This is a genomic window from Streptomyces sp. NPDC104313 (assembly GCF_055583985.1).
Window position 1 is genome coordinate 226,011 of record NZ_JBVJMW010000006.1, and the last position, 15,113, is coordinate 241,123.

Consider the following 15,113-nt stretch of genomic DNA (forward strand, 5'->3'; position numbering starts at 1 on the left):
TTTTCAGTGGACGGAAGGAATCAGTGTGATCAACTGCAAATGCCACCACATACGCACTATCCGGTCCATTCCGGTACGGGGTGGTCCGGGCCGGCCCCGGAGGTATCAGCCATGTCCCACGTCGGCGTCCCGCGCGGGACGGTTCGAAAGCGCCGATCACTCGCGCTCCTCACGACGGGGGTGCTCACGATCCCGGTACTGGCGGGCTGCAGCTCCGGCAGCGAGGAGACCTCCCGGGGCGTGCCCCAGGACATCGCGCCCGTCGCCCGCGAGGCGGTCACCGACGGTTCGACGGTGAACTGGGCGGTCGACGCGCCGCCCGCCACCTTCAACGCCTTCCAGGCGGACGCGGACAGCGCCACCACCCGGATCACCGGAGCCCTGCTCCCGACCCTCTTCCCGATGGACAGGTCCGGGCAGCCGAAGCTCAACCCGGACTACCTGGAGTCCGCGAAGATCATCGAGCGCGAGCCGAAGCAGGTCGTGCTCTACAAGCTCAACCAGCAGGCGGTGTGGAGCGACGGGCGGGAGATCGGGGCCCCCGACTTCGTCGCCCAGTGGCGGGCGCTCAGGGGCAAGGACTCCGCGTTCTGGACCGCCCGCAACTCCGGCTACGAGCGGATCGAGCGGATCGAGCGGGGCGCGGACGACCTCCAGGTGCGGGTCACCTTCTCCAAGCCGTACGCGGACTGGCGCTCCCTCTTCTCGCCGCTCTACCCGAAGGAGATCACCGGCTCGCCGGACGCCTTCAACGACGGCGCGCGCACCACCCTGAAGAACACCGCCGGGCCCTTCGTCCTGCGCGGCGTCAGCAAGACCGAGGGCACCGTCACGCTGGCCCGCAACCCGCGCTGGTGGGGCGACAAGGCCAAGCTGGACACCCTCGTCTTCCGGGCGGTCGCCGCCGGTGACCGCACCGATGCCCTCGCCGACGGCACGGTGCACGTCGCCGACATCGACGCGGCCACCGCCGACCGCATCACGCTCGCCCGCCGCGACCGGGGCAACAACGGCCAGCCGCTCGCCCACGGCCCGGGTTCCGCGACGACGCCCGCCGCGGCCCTGCGCTCCTGGGCCCTGGCGCACGGCTCCGACGAGGAGGCCGCGGAGATCGCGCAGGCCGCCCGGGAGAAGAACCGCAAGGCCGTCGTCGCGTACACCGCGGAACAGAAGGCCCTGCGAGACTTCGCGGTCCGCAAGTCCCTGGAACCCGCCTACACCCAGCTCGCGCTGAACGGTGAGTCCGGCCCCCTCGCCGACGACCGGGTCCGGCGGGCGGTGGCCCGCGCCCTGGACCGCGAGGAGCTGGCCCGGACGGTGCTGGCGCCGCTGGGCCTTCCGGCAAAGCCGCTCGGCAGCCACCTCGCCCTCGCGGGCCAGCCCGGCTACAAGGACGGCAGCGGGGCCCTCGGCGACCAGAACACCGAGGAGGCCCAGGCACTGCTGGCGGACGCCGGCTGGACGCGGGGCGGCGCGGCGCAGCCGCCCAAGGACACCAAGGCCGGCAGCGAAGCGGAGAAGAAGGGCGACAAGGGCGACGCCGACGTCACGAAGGAAGAGGACGCGGAGAAGGAGACCGCCGAGGGCACGAAGGACGACAAGGAAGCGAAGAGCGAGAAGGAAGCGAAGAGCGAGAAGGCGGAGGACGAGAAGAAGGCCGGGCAGAACACCGAGGACTCCGCGGCCGAGGGGGAGAAGGCCGGCCGGGCCTCCGAGGGCAGCGCCGCCTCCCGCGACGAGGGCCTCTACATCGTCGGCGAGGACAACAAGCCCGGCGCCCACGCCCCCGCGCAGGCCGTGTCCACCGGCGGTGCCTCAGCCATCCACGTCCTGGCTCCCGGCCGGACGGCCGCCGCCCAGAGCGCCGCCCTGCGCCGTCAGGCCGGCGCCCTCGGCGAGGGCGGCGCCGTCTCCGCCCAGGACAAACAGCCCGGGGGAGCCGCCGGAGCGTACGCCCCCGTCGGCACCGCCGCCCCGGCGCCCGCGGCGGCCAAGGGACAGCTCGGCAAGGACGGCAAGGCGCTGACCCTGCGCTTCGTGCTCCCCTCCGGACCCGGCTCCCAGTCGCTGCGCGGCGTCGGCGACAAGATCGCGGTGATGCTGGAGAAGATCGGCATCGGCACGGAGATCATCAAGGTCCCCGACGAGAGCTACTTCAAGGACCACGTCGCCTCCGGCGCGTACGACCTGGCGCTCTACTCGTGGCCCGCCACCGCCTACCCGGCCACCGACGGACGCCCGATCTACGCCAAGCCGGAGCCCGCCACCGACGGGTCGCTCCTCGTGGAGCAGAACTACACCCGGGTCGGCACCGACCACATCGACCAGCTCTTCGCCCAGGCCGCCGCCGAACTCGACGAGAAGGCCGCGCGGGAGCTGATGAAGCAGGCGGACGCCCGGATCTGGGCCGCCGCCGGATCGATTCCGCTCTTCCAGCGTCCGCAGCTGGTCGCGGTCGACAAGAAGCTCGTGAACGTGGGGGCGTTCGGTTTCGCGGCCCCCCGGTACCAGGACATCGGGTTCAAGAACCGGCAAGCGGCAGGTTCTCCCGCAGACCGCAAGAAGTAGCGGGGAACCACCCCAACGCCCCGCCGCCAAGCTCAGATGCACCTCAAAACCCTTGCCCGCCGGTTCCGCCGGCGGGCAATGTGGTGTCTGCCCTGACCCGGGCCGTTCATCGCTTCACCGCTCCTCACCCCCCCACAGCTCCGCCCAAATCCGGCCACACCGATGGCTCGACTGCACCTTGACACCGGCTGAATATTGCCTGAATCACAGGGGAAGACCGCCTCCGCGGATCGGTCCGGGAAGCCCGGTGGGCCCCGGGCCCGTACGATGGGACGAGCCGTGGCGTGCCGCCCGGCGGGCGTACGAGGACTCGAAGACCGACTGAGACGCCTGATCCCACGATCCGAGAGAAGCGCAAGCCACCCATGCCCACGCGCCACGACATCCGTAACGTAGCCATCGTCGCCCACGTCGACCACGGCAAGACCACGCTGGTCGACGCCATGCTCAAGCAGGCCGGAGCGTTCGCCGCCCACGCCGCCGAGCACCTCGACGACCGCATGATGGACTCGAACGACCTGGAGCGTGAGAAGGGCATCACGATCCTGGCCAAGAACACGGCCGTCAAGTACCACCCGAAGGATGGCGGCGACGTCATCACCATCAACATCATCGACACCCCGGGCCACGCCGACTTCGGCGGCGAGGTCGAGCGCGGTCTGTCGATGGTGGACGCGGTCGTGCTGCTCGTCGACGCCTCCGAGGGCCCGCTCCCGCAGACCCGCTTCGTGCTCCGCAAGGCGCTCACGGCCAAGCTGCCGGTCATCCTCTGCATCAACAAGACCGACCGTCCGGACTCCCGGATCGCCGAGGTCATCGACGAGACGTACGACCTCTTCCTGGACCTGGACGCCGACGAGGACCAGATCGAGTTCCCGATCGTCTACGCCTGCGCCCGTGACGGCGTCGCCTCGCTGACGAAGCCGGAGGACGGCACCGTCCCGCCGGACAGCGACAGCCTGGAGCCGTTCTTCAACACGATCCTCTCCACGGTTCCGGCCCCGGAGTATGACGCGGACGCCCCGCTGCAGGCCCACGTCACCAACCTGGACGCCGACAACTTCCTCGGCCGTATCGCGCTCTGCCGTGTCGAGCAGGGCGAGCTGCGCAAGGGCCAGACGGTCACCTGGATCAAGCGCGACGGCACGATGTCCAACGTCCGCATCACCGAGCTGATGATGACCGAGGCGCTCACCCGCAAGCCGGCCGAGATGGCGGGCCCGGGTGACATCTGCGCCATCGCCGGTATCCCGGACATCATGATCGGCGAGACCCTGGCCGACCCCGAGAACCCGATCGCGCTGCCGCTGATCACGGTCGACGAGCCCGCGATCTCGATGACCATCGGCGCGAACACCTCGCCGCTGGTCGGCAAGGGCGGCAAGGGCCACAAGGTCACGGCCCGCCAGATCAAGGACCGCCTCGATCGCGAGCTGATCGGTAACGTCTCGCTGCGCGTCCTGGACACCGAGCGCCCCGACGCCTGGGAGGTCCAGGGCCGCGGTGAGCTCGCGCTCGCCATCCTGGTCGAGCAGATGCGCCGTGAGGGCTTCGAGCTGACGGTCGGCAAGCCGGAGGTCGTCACCAAGCAGATCGACGGCAAGACGCACGAGCCGATCGAGCGCATGACGATCGACTCGCCCGAGGAGCATCTCGGTGCCATCACGCAGCTGATGGCCACCCGCAAGGGCCGTATGGAGACGATGACGAACCACGGTTCGGGCTGGGTCCGCATGGAGTGGATCGTTCCTTCCCGGGGCCTCATCGGCTTCCGTACGGAGTTCCTGACGCAGACCCGCGGTACGGGCATCGCGCACTCCATCTTCGAGGGCCACGAGCCGTGGTTCGGCGATCTGCGCACCCGTCACAACGGCTCGCTGGTCGCGGACCGCTCGGGCACGGTGACGCCGTTCGCGATGGTCAACCTCCAGGAGCGCGGTGTCATCTTCACGGAGGCCGGCACCGAGGTCTACGAGGGCATGATCATCGGCGAGAACTCCCGCGCCGACGACATGGACGTGAACATCACCAAGGAGAAGAAGCTCACCAACATGCGTGCGGCTTCCGCGGACACCACCGAGAACGTGGTGCCCGCGCGCAAGCTCTCCCTGGAGCAGTCCCTGGAGTTCTGCCGCGACGACGAGTGCATCGAGGTGACCCCGGTGACCGTGCGTATCCGCAAGGTGGTCCTGGACGCCAAGCAGCGTGGCCGCACGGCCTCGCGCGCCAAGAACGGCTGACACCAGGCCCGTGCACGGCTGACACGTGGCCCGTACGGTTGACACGTGGCCGGCCAGCAGCCCTGAGGACCGCCCGGACGCCCCTGAGGGCTCCGGGCGGCCCTGTGTGCCCAGCCGGAAGCCGGGGAGGCTCGGGAGCTCCCGGAACCCTCTGTGCTTCCCGGAGCCGCACACTCCGTATGGGGAGACGCTCCGCGCCCTCCCGGGGGCCCGTCGGACGGGCCGTCAGTACAGGCATGGACAGAGGCCCGACCCGCCACGGAAACTGTGGGGGCCGGGCCTCCGTCAATCCCTTTTTCTGACCAAGGTGTCCGGATATCGGGGGTCGCTCTCCGGAACATGTGTTAACAGTCCGTTTCGGGTGTGTCTGTCTGGGATCGCTTTGTCCGGATTTCGGGCACGCAGAGGGTACTGATGTTGTCAAACCGAGACCCTTTAAGTGTGGTTTACAGCCCGGCCGTACCCAATAGTTGGCTCCATTGAGCTCGGGTCAATGGGTCACGCACTGTGGGGAGTGCCGACTCACGAGCACACTCGGGGCACTGAACGATCACCGTCAGGGGTGTCGGTGGATCTCTCCAGTGCCCTTCTTGTAGTCAAAAGTGGACTCATGAGGAGGAAACCCATGCGCGGTGCCAAGAGCGCCAAGTGGGTCGCGGGAGCGGCCGTCATCGCCCTGGCCGCGACTGCCTGTGGCGGCGGCGACAGCAGCGACGAAAACAAGAAGAACACGTCGGGGCAGCCCGCCGGTTACGTCTCGATCGACGTCGGCGAGCCCCAGAAGCCTCTGATGCCGGCCGACACGAACGAGGCCAACGGCTCCTACGTCATCCAGTCGCTGTTCACCCAGCTGCTGGACTTCGACAACAAGGGCGAGATCGTTCTCACGAACGCCGAGTCCGTCGAGTCCGAGGACTCCAAGACGTGGACCGTCAAGCTCAAGGCCGGCTGGAAGTTCCACAACGGTGAGGCCGTCACCGCGCAGTCGTACATCGACGCGTGGAACTGGTACGCCAACATCGACAACAAGCAGCAGAACGCGTTCTGGTTCTCCGACATCAAGGGCTACACGGACGTCCACCCCGAGAAGGGTGCGGCCAAGTCCAAGGAGATGTCGGGTCTCAAGGCCGTGGACGACACCACGTTCACGATCGAGCTGACCGACAAGGTCCCGTACTTCAACTACAAGCTCGGTTACGCGACGTTCGCGCCGCTGCCCAAGGTCTTCTACGACGACCCGAAGGCGTTCGGCAAGAAGCCGATCGGCAACGGCCCGTACTCGTTCGAGAAGTGGACCCACAAGAAGCTCATCCAGGTCAAGGCCTATGACGAGTACCAGGGTCCGAACAAGGCTGCCAACAAGGGCATCCAGTTCAAGAACTACTCGACCGTCGAGGCCGCGTACGCGGACGTCATCTCCGGCAACCTGGACATGATCCGCCAGGTCGGCCCGCGTGACCTGCCGAAGTACAAGACGGACCTGGGCGACGGCGCGATCGAGCAGCCCTACGCCGCGATCCAGACGCTGGTCCCGGCCTTCTACACGGACACGTTCAAGGACATCGACCCCAAGGTCCTCCAGGGCCTGTCCATGGGCATCGACCGTGACACGATCACCAAGACCGTCCTGAACAACACCCGTACCCCCGCGACGAGCTTCACGCCGCCGCAGGTCAAGGGCAACCAGCAGCTCGAGTCGGACTTCCTGAAGTACGACCCGGTCCAGGCGAAGGCTCTCATCAAGGAGGGCGGCGGTGTTCCCGGTAACAAGTTCTCCATCCAGTACAACGCCGACGGCGGGCACAAGGAGTGGGTGACCGCGGTCTGCGAGTCCATCCGCAACGCCACCGGGGTCGACTGCGTGGGCGACGCGAAGCCGGACTTCCCGACCGACCTCGAGGCTCGTGACAACAACCAGGTCAAGGGCATGTACCGCGGTGGCTGGGTGGCCGACTACCCGGTCAACGTGAACTTCCTCAAGGAGCTCTACCACTCCAAGGCGGAGTCGAACAACGGTCGCTTCGCCGACAAGGAGATCGACGAGCTGATGGCCAAGGGCGACAAGGCCGAATCCCTCGAGGAGTCGGTCGCCGCCTACCAGGAGGTCGAGAAGGCGCTCGTCGAGAAGATGCCGGCGATCCCGCTCTGGTACTACCGCATCAACGGCGGCCACGGCAAGAACGTCGACAACGTCGTTGTCGACTTCCACGGTGACCTCGAACTGACCGGCGTCACCACCAAGTAACGCCTGCGGGTCATTCCCCAACTGGCCGTCATCCGCCCGTGCTGCCCCTCAGCACGGCCGGAGGCGCGGGGGTCGCCTCTCTTCGCAGAGGCGGCCCCCGCGCCGCAGTTATCCCCACACGGAGGCACCCATGGGGCGCTATGTCGCACGACGACTGCTCCAGATGATCCCGGTCTTCCTCGGGTCGACCTTGCTGGTCTTCCTGATGATGTACGCACTGCCCGGCGACCCCGTCAGAGCTCTTGCCGGTGAACAGCACGTAGACGCAACGCAGATCGCCGCGCTGAAGGCCCAGTACGGCCTCGACAAGCCGATCTGGGAGCAGTATCTGAACTACCTGGGCAATCTGTTCCAGGGCGATCTCGGCACACAGATCGGGACGCAGCGTCCGGTCGCCGAAGTCATCGCCGACGCCTACCCGATCACCGTCAGACTGGCGATCTTCGCCTTCGTCTTCACGGTGGTCGCCGGGATCTCGCTCGGCATCGTCGCGGGGCTGAAGGCCGAGTCCATCCGGGACCGCGGGCTGCTCGGCCTGACGCTGGTGCTGATCTCCATGCCGTCCTTCGTGCTGGGCTTCCTCGTCCAGTACCTCTTCGCGTTCCAGCTCGGCATCGCCAAGCCCAACGTGAGTCTCGAACCGACGAACACCGAGTTGATCATGCCGGCCATCGTGCTGGCATCGCTGTCACTCGCCTACGTGGCCCGGCTGACGCGTACCTCGGTCGCCGAGAACATCCGCGCCGACTACATGCGTACCGCGGTCGCCAAGGGCCTGCCGCGCCGCCGCGTCATCGGCGTGCACCTGATGCGCAACTCGCTCATCCCGGTCGTCACCTTCCTCGGCACCGACATCGGCGCCCTGATGGGCGGCGCGATCGTGACCGAGGGCATCTTCAACATCAAGGGCGTCGGATCGCTCGTCTTCGAGGCTCTCGGCAAGCGTGAAGGTGCCACCGTCGTCGGCGTCGTGACGCTGCTCGTCATCGTGTATCTCATCTGCAGCCTGCTCGTCGACCTGCTCTACGCGGTCCTGGACCCGAGGATCCGGTATGCCTGACACCACCGCACTCAAGAGCACCGACGGTCCGGCCGACGCCGTCGACGCGCCTCCCGCCACGGACGCCGGGCCCGCGCCCGGCAAGCCGCGCAGCCTCTGGTCGGACGCCTGGCACGACCTGCGCCGCAACCCGCTCTTCATCATCTCGATGGTGCTGATCCTGCTGCTCGCCGTCATGGCGATCTTCCCGAGCCTGTTCACCAGCGCTTCGCCGCGGGACGCCAACCTGGCCGAGCACTACCTCCAGCACCCGAAGTGGGGCAACTTCTTCGCCCCCGACTGGCTCGGGTACGACGTACAGGGACGCTCGATCTACGCGCGCGTCGTCTACGGGGCCCGCGCCTCGATCACCGTCGGCGTGGTCGTGACCATCGCGGTCACCATCACCGGCCTGGTGATCGGCATGCTCGCCGGCTACTTCGGCGGCTGGATCGACACGATCCTGTCCCGTGTCACCGACGTCTTCTTCGGCGTCCCCTTCATCGTCGGTGCCATGGTCATCCTGACCACCTTCGAGGAGCGCTCCGTCTGGGTCGTCATCCTGTCGATGGCCTTCCTCGGCTGGACGTCGATCGCCCGTGTCGCCCGCGGCTCGGTGATCACGATCAAGCAGGCCGACTACGTGGTCGCCGCCAAGGCGCTCGGCGCCTCCACCACCCGGATCCTGACGCGGCACATCCTGCCGAACGCCATCGCCCCGGTGATCGTGGTCGCCACCATCGCGCTCGGCGGTTACATCGCCGCCGAGGCCACCCTGTCGTTCCTCGGCATCGGCCTCGCCGAGCCGACGGTCTCGTGGGGCATCGATGTGTCCGCTGCGAAGGACCAGCTCCGCAACGCTCCGTTCGTCCTGGTCATCCCCTCGGTGATGGTCTCGGTCACGGTGCTGTCCTTCCTGATGTTCGGCGATGCGGTCCGCAACGCCCTCGACCCCAAGATGCGCTGAGGGAGGCGTTCGTGACCACCATCGACAAGACGGCTCACGTCCCCGCACCGCGGGAGTCCGTGAGTGGCGACGGTCCACTGCTCGACGTCCGTGACCTGCACGTGGAGTTCCACACCCGTGACGGTGTGGCCAAGGCGGTCAACGGTGTGAACTACACCGTCAGCGCCGGTGAGACGCTCGCGGTGCTCGGCGAGTCCGGCTCCGGCAAGTCCGTGACCGCGCAGACCATCATGGGCATCCTCGACATGCCGCCGGGGAGGATCACGCAGGGCGAGATCCTCTTCCGCGGCCAGGACATGCTGAAGATGTCCAACGAGGAGCGCCGGAAGGTCCGCGGCCGCAAGATCGCGATGATCTTCCAGGACGCGCTGTCCTCGCTGAACCCGGTCCTCTCCGTCGGCTACCAGCTCGGCGAGATGTTCCGCGTGCACCAGGGCCTGTCCAAGAAGGAGGCCAAGGCCAAGTCCATCGAGCTGATGGACCAGGTCAAGATCCCGGCGGCGGCGGCCCGTATCTCGGACTACCCGCACCAGTTCTCCGGCGGAATGCGCCAGCGCATCATGATCGCCATGGCGCTGGCCCTGGAGCCGGACCTGATCATCGCGGACGAGCCGACCACCGCGCTCGACGTGACGGTGCAGGCCCAGGTCATGGACCTGCTGGCCGAGCTCCAGCGCGAGTACAACATGGGTCTGATCCTGATCACCCACGACCTCGGCGTCGTCGCCGACGTCGCGGACAAGATCGCCGTGATGTACGCGGGCCGGATCGTGGAGACGGCCCCGGTCGGCGAGCTGTACAGCCGCCCGGCGCACCCGTACACCAAGGGTCTGCTGGAATCGATCCCGCGCCTGGACCAGAAGGGCCAGGAGCTCTACGCGATCAAGGGCCTGCCGCCCAACCTGACGCGTATCCCCGCGGGCTGTGCCTTCAGCCCGCGCTGCCCCATGGCACAGGACATCTGCCGCACCGACGTCCCGTCGCTCGCCCCGGTGAGCGAGCAGGACGGCCTCGAGCTCGTCGGCCGCGGCAGCGCCTGCCACTTCTGGAAGGAGACGATCCATGGCTGAGCTCAAGAAGGAGCCCGTGGACGCCACCCCGAACGTCTCCGACGTGGAGATCGTGGACGTCGCGACCGAGGCGGAGGCCGTAGCCGCCATCGACGCGCCCGTCAGCCAGGGCGAGCCGATCCTCCAGGTGCGGAACCTCGTCAAGCACTTCCCGCTCACGCAGGGCGTCCTCTTCAAGAAGCAGATCGGCGCGGTCAAGGCCGTCGACGGCATCTCCTTCGACCTGTACGCCGGTGAGACCCTGGGCATCGTGGGGGAGTCCGGCTGTGGCAAGTCCACGGTCGCCAAGCTCCTGATGACGCTGGAGCGGGCCACCGCCGGCGAGGTCTTCTACAAGGGCCAGGACATCACCAAGCTGTCCGGCCGGGCGCTGAAGGCCGTGCGCCGCAACATCCAGATGGTGTTCCAGGACCCGTACACCTCGCTGAACCCGCGGATGACGGTCGGCGACATCATCGGGGAGACCTTCGAGATCCACCCCGAGGTGGCCCCGAAGGGCGACCGGCGCCGCCGCGTCCAGGAGCTCCTGGACGTCGTCGGGCTGAACCCGGAGTACATCAACCGCTATCCGCACCAGTTCTCCGGCGGCCAGCGCCAGCGCATCGGCATCGCCCGCGGCCTCGCGCTCAACCCGGAGATCATCATCTGCGACGAGCCGGTCTCCGCGCTCGACGTGTCGGTGCAGGCGCAGGTCATCAACCTGATGGAGAAGCTCCAGGACGAGTTCAACCTGTCCTACCTCTTCATCGCGCACGACCTGTCCATCGTCCGGCACATCTCCGACCGGGTCGGCGTCATGTACCTCGGCAAGATGGCCGAGATCGGCACGGACACGCAGATCTACGACCACCCGACGCACCCCTACACCCAGGCGCTGCTCTCCGCGGTCCCGGTCCCCGACCCGTCGGCCCGCGAGGGACGCGACCGGATCATCCTGACCGGTGACGTTCCGTCGCCGGCGAACCCGCCCTCGGGCTGCCGCTTCCGCACCCGGTGCTGGAAGGCGGAGGAGCGCTGCGCGACGGAGGAGCCCCTGCTGGCGATCCCCGAGCGCTTCGTCGCGGGCACCACGCCCGCCACGCACGAGTCGGCGTGCCACTTCGCTGAGGAGAGGTCCGTTCTCGTCAGCTGAAGAAGCGCACGCGGTGTGACCGCTTCCGGTTCCTGAACGGCAGATGCCCGGTCCCCCGGCGGGGGACCGGGCATCGTCGCGTCTGCCCGCGGCCCTGCCCGTACGGGGTAAGCCCGCATGCGCTGTATAGCGTTTTGAGGTGATATGAGGCATTGGGCTACTCGATGACTCTAGGAGGCACTTCATGCGCGGAGCCACACAGGTCAGGTGGGCCGCATGTGCGGTGGCCGTCGCCCTGGCGGCGACGGCCTGCGGCGGCGGTGGCGGTGACGGCGGCAGCAGCGGCGCCGACGGCATCGTCAGCTCCTCCTGGGGAGACCCGCAGAACCCGCTGGAACCGGCCAACACCAACGAGGTCCAGGGCGGCAAGGTCCTCGACATGGTCTTCCGCGGACTGATCCGCTACGACCCGAAGACCGGCGAGGCCAAGAACATGATCGCCGAGTCCATCGACACGAAGGACTCACAGGACTTCACCGTCAAGCTCAAGGACGGCTGGACGTTCTCCAACGGCGAGAAGGTCACCGCCACGTCCTTCGTCGACGCCTGGAACTACGGCGCGGCCCTGAAGAACAACCAGAAGAACGCCTACTTCTTCCAGTACATCGAGGGCTACGACAAGGTCCACCCGGCGTCCGGCTCCGCCTCCGCCGAGACCCTGTCCGGCCTGAAGGTCCTCGACGACCTGACCTTCACCGCCAAGCTCAGCCAGAAGTTCTCCCTGTGGCCCGACACCCTCGGCTACTCCGCCTTCGTGCCCCTCCCGAAGGCGTTCTACGACAACCACGACGCCTGGCTCTCCAAGCCCGTCGGGAACGGCCCGTACACCATCGAGTCGTACGCCAAGGGCTCCTCGATGAACCTGCGCAAGTGGGACGACTACCCGGGCGACGACAAGGCGAAGAACGGCGGCGTCGACCTCAAGGTCTTCACCGACAACAACACCGCCTACACCGACCTGACGTCGGGCAACCTCGACCTCGTCGACGACGTGCCCGCCTCCCAGCTCCGCAACGTCGAGGCGGACCTCGGCAACCGGTACATCAACACCCCCGCCGGCATCATCCAGACCCTGGCCTTCCCCTTCTACGACAAGAAGTGGGACACCGACGACGCCCGCAAGGTCCGCCAGGGCCTCTCGATGGCGATCAACCGGCCGCAGATCACCGACCAGATCTTCCAGAAGACCCGCACCCCCGCCTCCGACTGGACCTCCCCGGTCCTCGGCGACGACGGCGGCTTCAAGAAGGGCCTCTGCGGCAAGGAGTGCACATACGACAAGGCCGCGGCCAAGAAGCTGATCGACGAGGGCGGCGGCATTCCCGGCGGCCAGCTGAAGATCTCGTACAACGCGGACACCGGCTCCCACAAGGAGTGGGTCGACGCCGTCTGCAACAGCATCAACAACGTCATGGGCGACAACAAGTCCTGCGTCGGCGGCCCCGTCGGCACCTTCGCCGACTTCCGCGCCCAGGTCTCCACCCAGAAGCTCAGCGGCGCCTGGCGTGCGGGCTGGCAGATGGACTACCCGCTGATCCAGAACTTCCTCCAGCCGCTCTACTACACCAACGCCCCGTCCAACGACGGCAAGTGGAGCAACAAGCAGTTCGACGGACTGGTCGACAAGGCCAACGCGGAGAGCGACAAGGCCACGGCCGTCAGCACCTTCCAGGACGCGGAGAAGATCCTCGTCGAGCAGATGCCGGTCATCCCGCTCTGGTACCAGAACGGCAGCGCCGGCTACTCGGACCGGGTGGCCAACGTCGCGCTGAACCCGTTCAGCGTCCCGGTCTACGAAGAGATCACCGTCAAGTGACGCGCTGAGACGCGGACGGCCGGGACGCCCGACACGCGCCCCGGCCGTCCGCGCACCCGCACCGCGCCCGCCGGGTCCGCCCCGGCCGTCCGCGCACCCCTTGCCCGGTACTGCTCGCCCCGACCCCCGGAGCCCCTCATGGGACGTTATGTGATCCGGCGGCTGCTGCAGATGATCCCCGTCTTCTTCGGCACCACGCTGTTGATCTTCCTCATGGTGAACGTGATGGGCGACCCCATCGCGGGCCTCTGCGGCGACCGCCAGTGCGACCCGGCCACCGCCGCCCAGCTGCGCTCCGAGTTCGGCCTCGACAAACCGGTCTGGCAGCAATACCTCACCTACATGGGCAACGTGTTCACCGGCGACTTCGGCACCGCGTTCAACGGGCAGAAGGTCACCGAGCTGATGGCCACCGCCTTCCCCATCACGATCCGGCTCACCATCGTCGCGGTCGTCTTCGAGATCGTCATCGGCATCAGCCTCGGCGTCGTCACCGGCCTGCGGCGCGGCCGGCCCATCGACACCACCGTCCTCATCCTGACGCTGGTCGTCATCGCCATCCCGACCTTCGTCACCGGTCTGCTGCTCCAGCTCCTCCTGGGCGTCAAGTGGGGCATCATCAAACCCTCCGTCTCCGCCGACCCCACCTTCGACGAACTCCTCGTCCCCGGGCTGGTCCTCGCCTCGGTCTCGCTGGCCTACGTCACCCGGCTCACCCGGACCTCGATCGCCGAGAACGCCCGCGCCGACTACGTACGCACCGCCGTGGCCAAGGGCCTGCCCCGCCGCCGGGTCGTCGTACGGCATCTGCTCCGCAACTCCCTGATCCCCGTCGTCACCTTCATCGGCACCGACGTGGGCGCGCTGATGGGCGGGGCCATCGTCACCGAGCGGATCTTCAACATCCACGGGGTCGGCTACCAGCTCTACCAGGGGATCCTGCGGCAGAACTCCCAGACCGTCGTCGGGTTCGTCACCATCCTCGTCCTCGTCTTCCTGGCCGCCAACCTGATCGTCGACCTCCTGTACGCCGTACTCGACCCGAGGATCCGCTATGCCTGAGCCGCAGTCATCGGACGGAGCGATCTCCCCGGCGGGCGCCGGCGGCCCCATGGACCTCGCCCTGGAGGAGGGCACCAGCCTGGAGAAGGGTCCGGGCGGCGCCGATGGCACGGGCCCGGCCGGCAAACCGCGCAGCCTCTGGTCGGACGCCTGGCGCGACCTGCGGCGCAACCCGGTCTTCATCGTCTCCGGGCTGGTCATCCTCTTCCTGGTGATCATCTCGATCTGGCCCTCGCTCATCGCGAGCGGCGACCCCCTCCAGGCCAACCTCGACGACGCCCAGAAGAGCTCCGAGCCCGGCCACCCCTTCGGCTTCGACCCGCAGGGCCGCGACGTCTACACCCGGGTCGTCTACGGCACCCGCACCTCGGTGACCGTCGGCGTCTGCGCCACCCTCGGCGTCGCCATCCTCGGCAGCGTGCTCGGCGGACTCGGCGGCTTCTTCGGCGGCTGGTGGGACTCGATCCTCTCCCGACTCACCGACGTCTTCTTCGGCATCCCCGTCGTCCTCGGCGGCCTGGTCTTCCTGTCCGTCGTCACCAGCTCCACCGTCTGGCCCGTCATCGGCTTCATCGTCCTGCTCGGCTGGCCCCAGCTCGCCCGCATCGCCCGCGGCTCGGTCATCACCGCCAAACAGAACGACTACGTCCAGGCGGCCCGCGCGCTCGGCGCCTCCAACTCCCGCATGATGCTGCGCCACATCACCCCGAACGCCATCGCCCCGGTCATCGTCGTGGCGACCATCGCGCTCGGCACGTACATCTCGCTGGAGGCGACCCTCTCCTACCTCGGGGTCGGCCTGAAGGACCCGGCGGTCTCGTGGGGCATCGACATCTCCGCCGCCTCCAACTACATCCGCAACGCCCCGCACATGCTGCTCTGGCCCGCCGGAGCGCTGGCGATCACCGTGCTCGCGTTCATCATGCTCGGCGACGCGGTGCGCGACGCCCTCGACCCCAAGCTGCGCTGAGGAG

At 67.8% G+C, this 15,113-nt stretch carries 10 protein-coding genes; all 10 read left to right on the forward strand.

Annotation, left to right across the window (positions count from 1 at the left end; all coding sequences use genetic code 11):
• Positions 1-111 precede the first annotated feature (111 nt).
• The 10 genes from ACZ60Q_RS16710 (at position 112) to ACZ60Q_RS16755 (ending at position 15,109) form a co-directional block, all read left to right on the forward strand.
• Positions 112-2,568, forward strand: a complete 2,457-nt coding sequence (locus tag ACZ60Q_RS16710) for an ABC transporter family substrate-binding protein (protein ID WP_469634392.1) — start codon at positions 112-114, stop codon at positions 2,566-2,568.
• Positions 2,569-2,933: 365 nt separating this feature from the next.
• Positions 2,934-4,808 carry a translational GTPase TypA gene (typA, locus tag ACZ60Q_RS16715; protein WP_469634395.1) on the forward strand — a complete coding sequence of 625 codons (1,875 nt, stop codon included), beginning with the start codon at positions 2,934-2,936 and terminating at the stop codon, positions 4,806-4,808.
• Between the two features lie 625 nt (positions 4,809-5,433).
• Positions 5,434-7,053 (forward strand): peptide ABC transporter substrate-binding protein, encoded by a 1,620-nt coding sequence (locus ACZ60Q_RS16720; protein ID WP_469634398.1) that lies wholly within the window; start codon positions 5,434-5,436, stop codon positions 7,051-7,053.
• A gap of 130 nt (positions 7,054-7,183) precedes the next feature.
• Positions 7,184-8,113 carry an ABC transporter permease gene (locus ACZ60Q_RS16725; RefSeq protein ID WP_469634401.1) on the forward strand — a complete coding sequence of 310 codons (930 nt, stop codon included), beginning with the start codon at positions 7,184-7,186 and terminating at the stop codon, positions 8,111-8,113.
• Positions 8,106-9,059 carry an ABC transporter permease gene (locus tag ACZ60Q_RS16730; protein ID WP_469634404.1) on the forward strand — a complete coding sequence of 318 codons (954 nt, stop codon included), beginning with the start codon at positions 8,106-8,108 and terminating at the stop codon, positions 9,057-9,059. Before ACZ60Q_RS16725 ends, ACZ60Q_RS16730 begins: the two co-directional genes overlap by 8 nt.
• Positions 9,060-9,070: 11 nt before the next feature.
• Positions 9,071-10,129 carry an ABC transporter ATP-binding protein gene (locus ACZ60Q_RS16735; RefSeq protein ID WP_469634407.1) on the forward strand — a complete coding sequence of 353 codons (1,059 nt, stop codon included), beginning with the start codon at positions 9,071-9,073 and terminating at the stop codon, positions 10,127-10,129.
• Positions 10,122-11,261 (forward strand): ABC transporter ATP-binding protein, encoded by a 1,140-nt coding sequence (locus ACZ60Q_RS16740; protein WP_469634410.1) that lies wholly within the window; start codon positions 10,122-10,124, stop codon positions 11,259-11,261. Before ACZ60Q_RS16735 ends, ACZ60Q_RS16740 begins: the two co-directional genes overlap by 8 nt.
• Before the next feature lie 184 nt (positions 11,262-11,445).
• Positions 11,446-13,077, forward strand: a complete 1,632-nt coding sequence (locus ACZ60Q_RS16745) for a peptide ABC transporter substrate-binding protein (protein WP_469634413.1) — start codon at positions 11,446-11,448, stop codon at positions 13,075-13,077.
• A 138-nt stretch (positions 13,078-13,215) separates the two neighbouring features.
• Positions 13,216-14,139: an ABC transporter permease gene (locus ACZ60Q_RS16750; RefSeq protein ID WP_469634416.1), complete on the forward strand. Its 924-nt coding sequence runs from the start codon at positions 13,216-13,218 to the stop codon at positions 14,137-14,139.
• Positions 14,132-15,109, forward strand: coding sequence for an ABC transporter permease (locus ACZ60Q_RS16755; RefSeq protein ID WP_469634419.1), 978 nt, complete (start codon positions 14,132-14,134; stop codon positions 15,107-15,109). Before ACZ60Q_RS16750 ends, ACZ60Q_RS16755 begins: the two co-directional genes overlap by 8 nt.
• Positions 15,110-15,113 lie beyond the last annotated feature (4 nt).

Coding starts and splice junctions, on each gene's coding strand:
- ACZ60Q_RS16710 (WP_469634392.1), top strand. CDS start 112: ATGTCCCACGTCGGCGTCCCGCGCGGGACGGTTCGAAAGCGCCGATCA.
- ACZ60Q_RS16720 (WP_469634398.1), top strand. CDS start 5,434: ATGCGCGGTGCCAAGAGCGCCAAGTGGGTCGCGGGAGCGGCCGTCATC.
- ACZ60Q_RS16740 (WP_469634410.1), top strand. CDS start 10,122: ATGGCTGAGCTCAAGAAGGAGCCCGTGGACGCCACCCCGAACGTCTCC.
- ACZ60Q_RS16725 (WP_469634401.1), top strand. CDS start 7,184: ATGGGGCGCTATGTCGCACGACGACTGCTCCAGATGATCCCGGTCTTC.
- typA (WP_469634395.1), top strand. CDS start 2,934: ATGCCCACGCGCCACGACATCCGTAACGTAGCCATCGTCGCCCACGTC.
- ACZ60Q_RS16750 (WP_469634416.1), top strand. CDS start 13,216: ATGGGACGTTATGTGATCCGGCGGCTGCTGCAGATGATCCCCGTCTTC.
- ACZ60Q_RS16745 (WP_469634413.1), top strand. CDS start 11,446: ATGCGCGGAGCCACACAGGTCAGGTGGGCCGCATGTGCGGTGGCCGTC.
- ACZ60Q_RS16730 (WP_469634404.1), top strand. CDS start 8,106: ATGCCTGACACCACCGCACTCAAGAGCACCGACGGTCCGGCCGACGCC.
- ACZ60Q_RS16755 (WP_469634419.1), top strand. CDS start 14,132: ATGCCTGAGCCGCAGTCATCGGACGGAGCGATCTCCCCGGCGGGCGCC.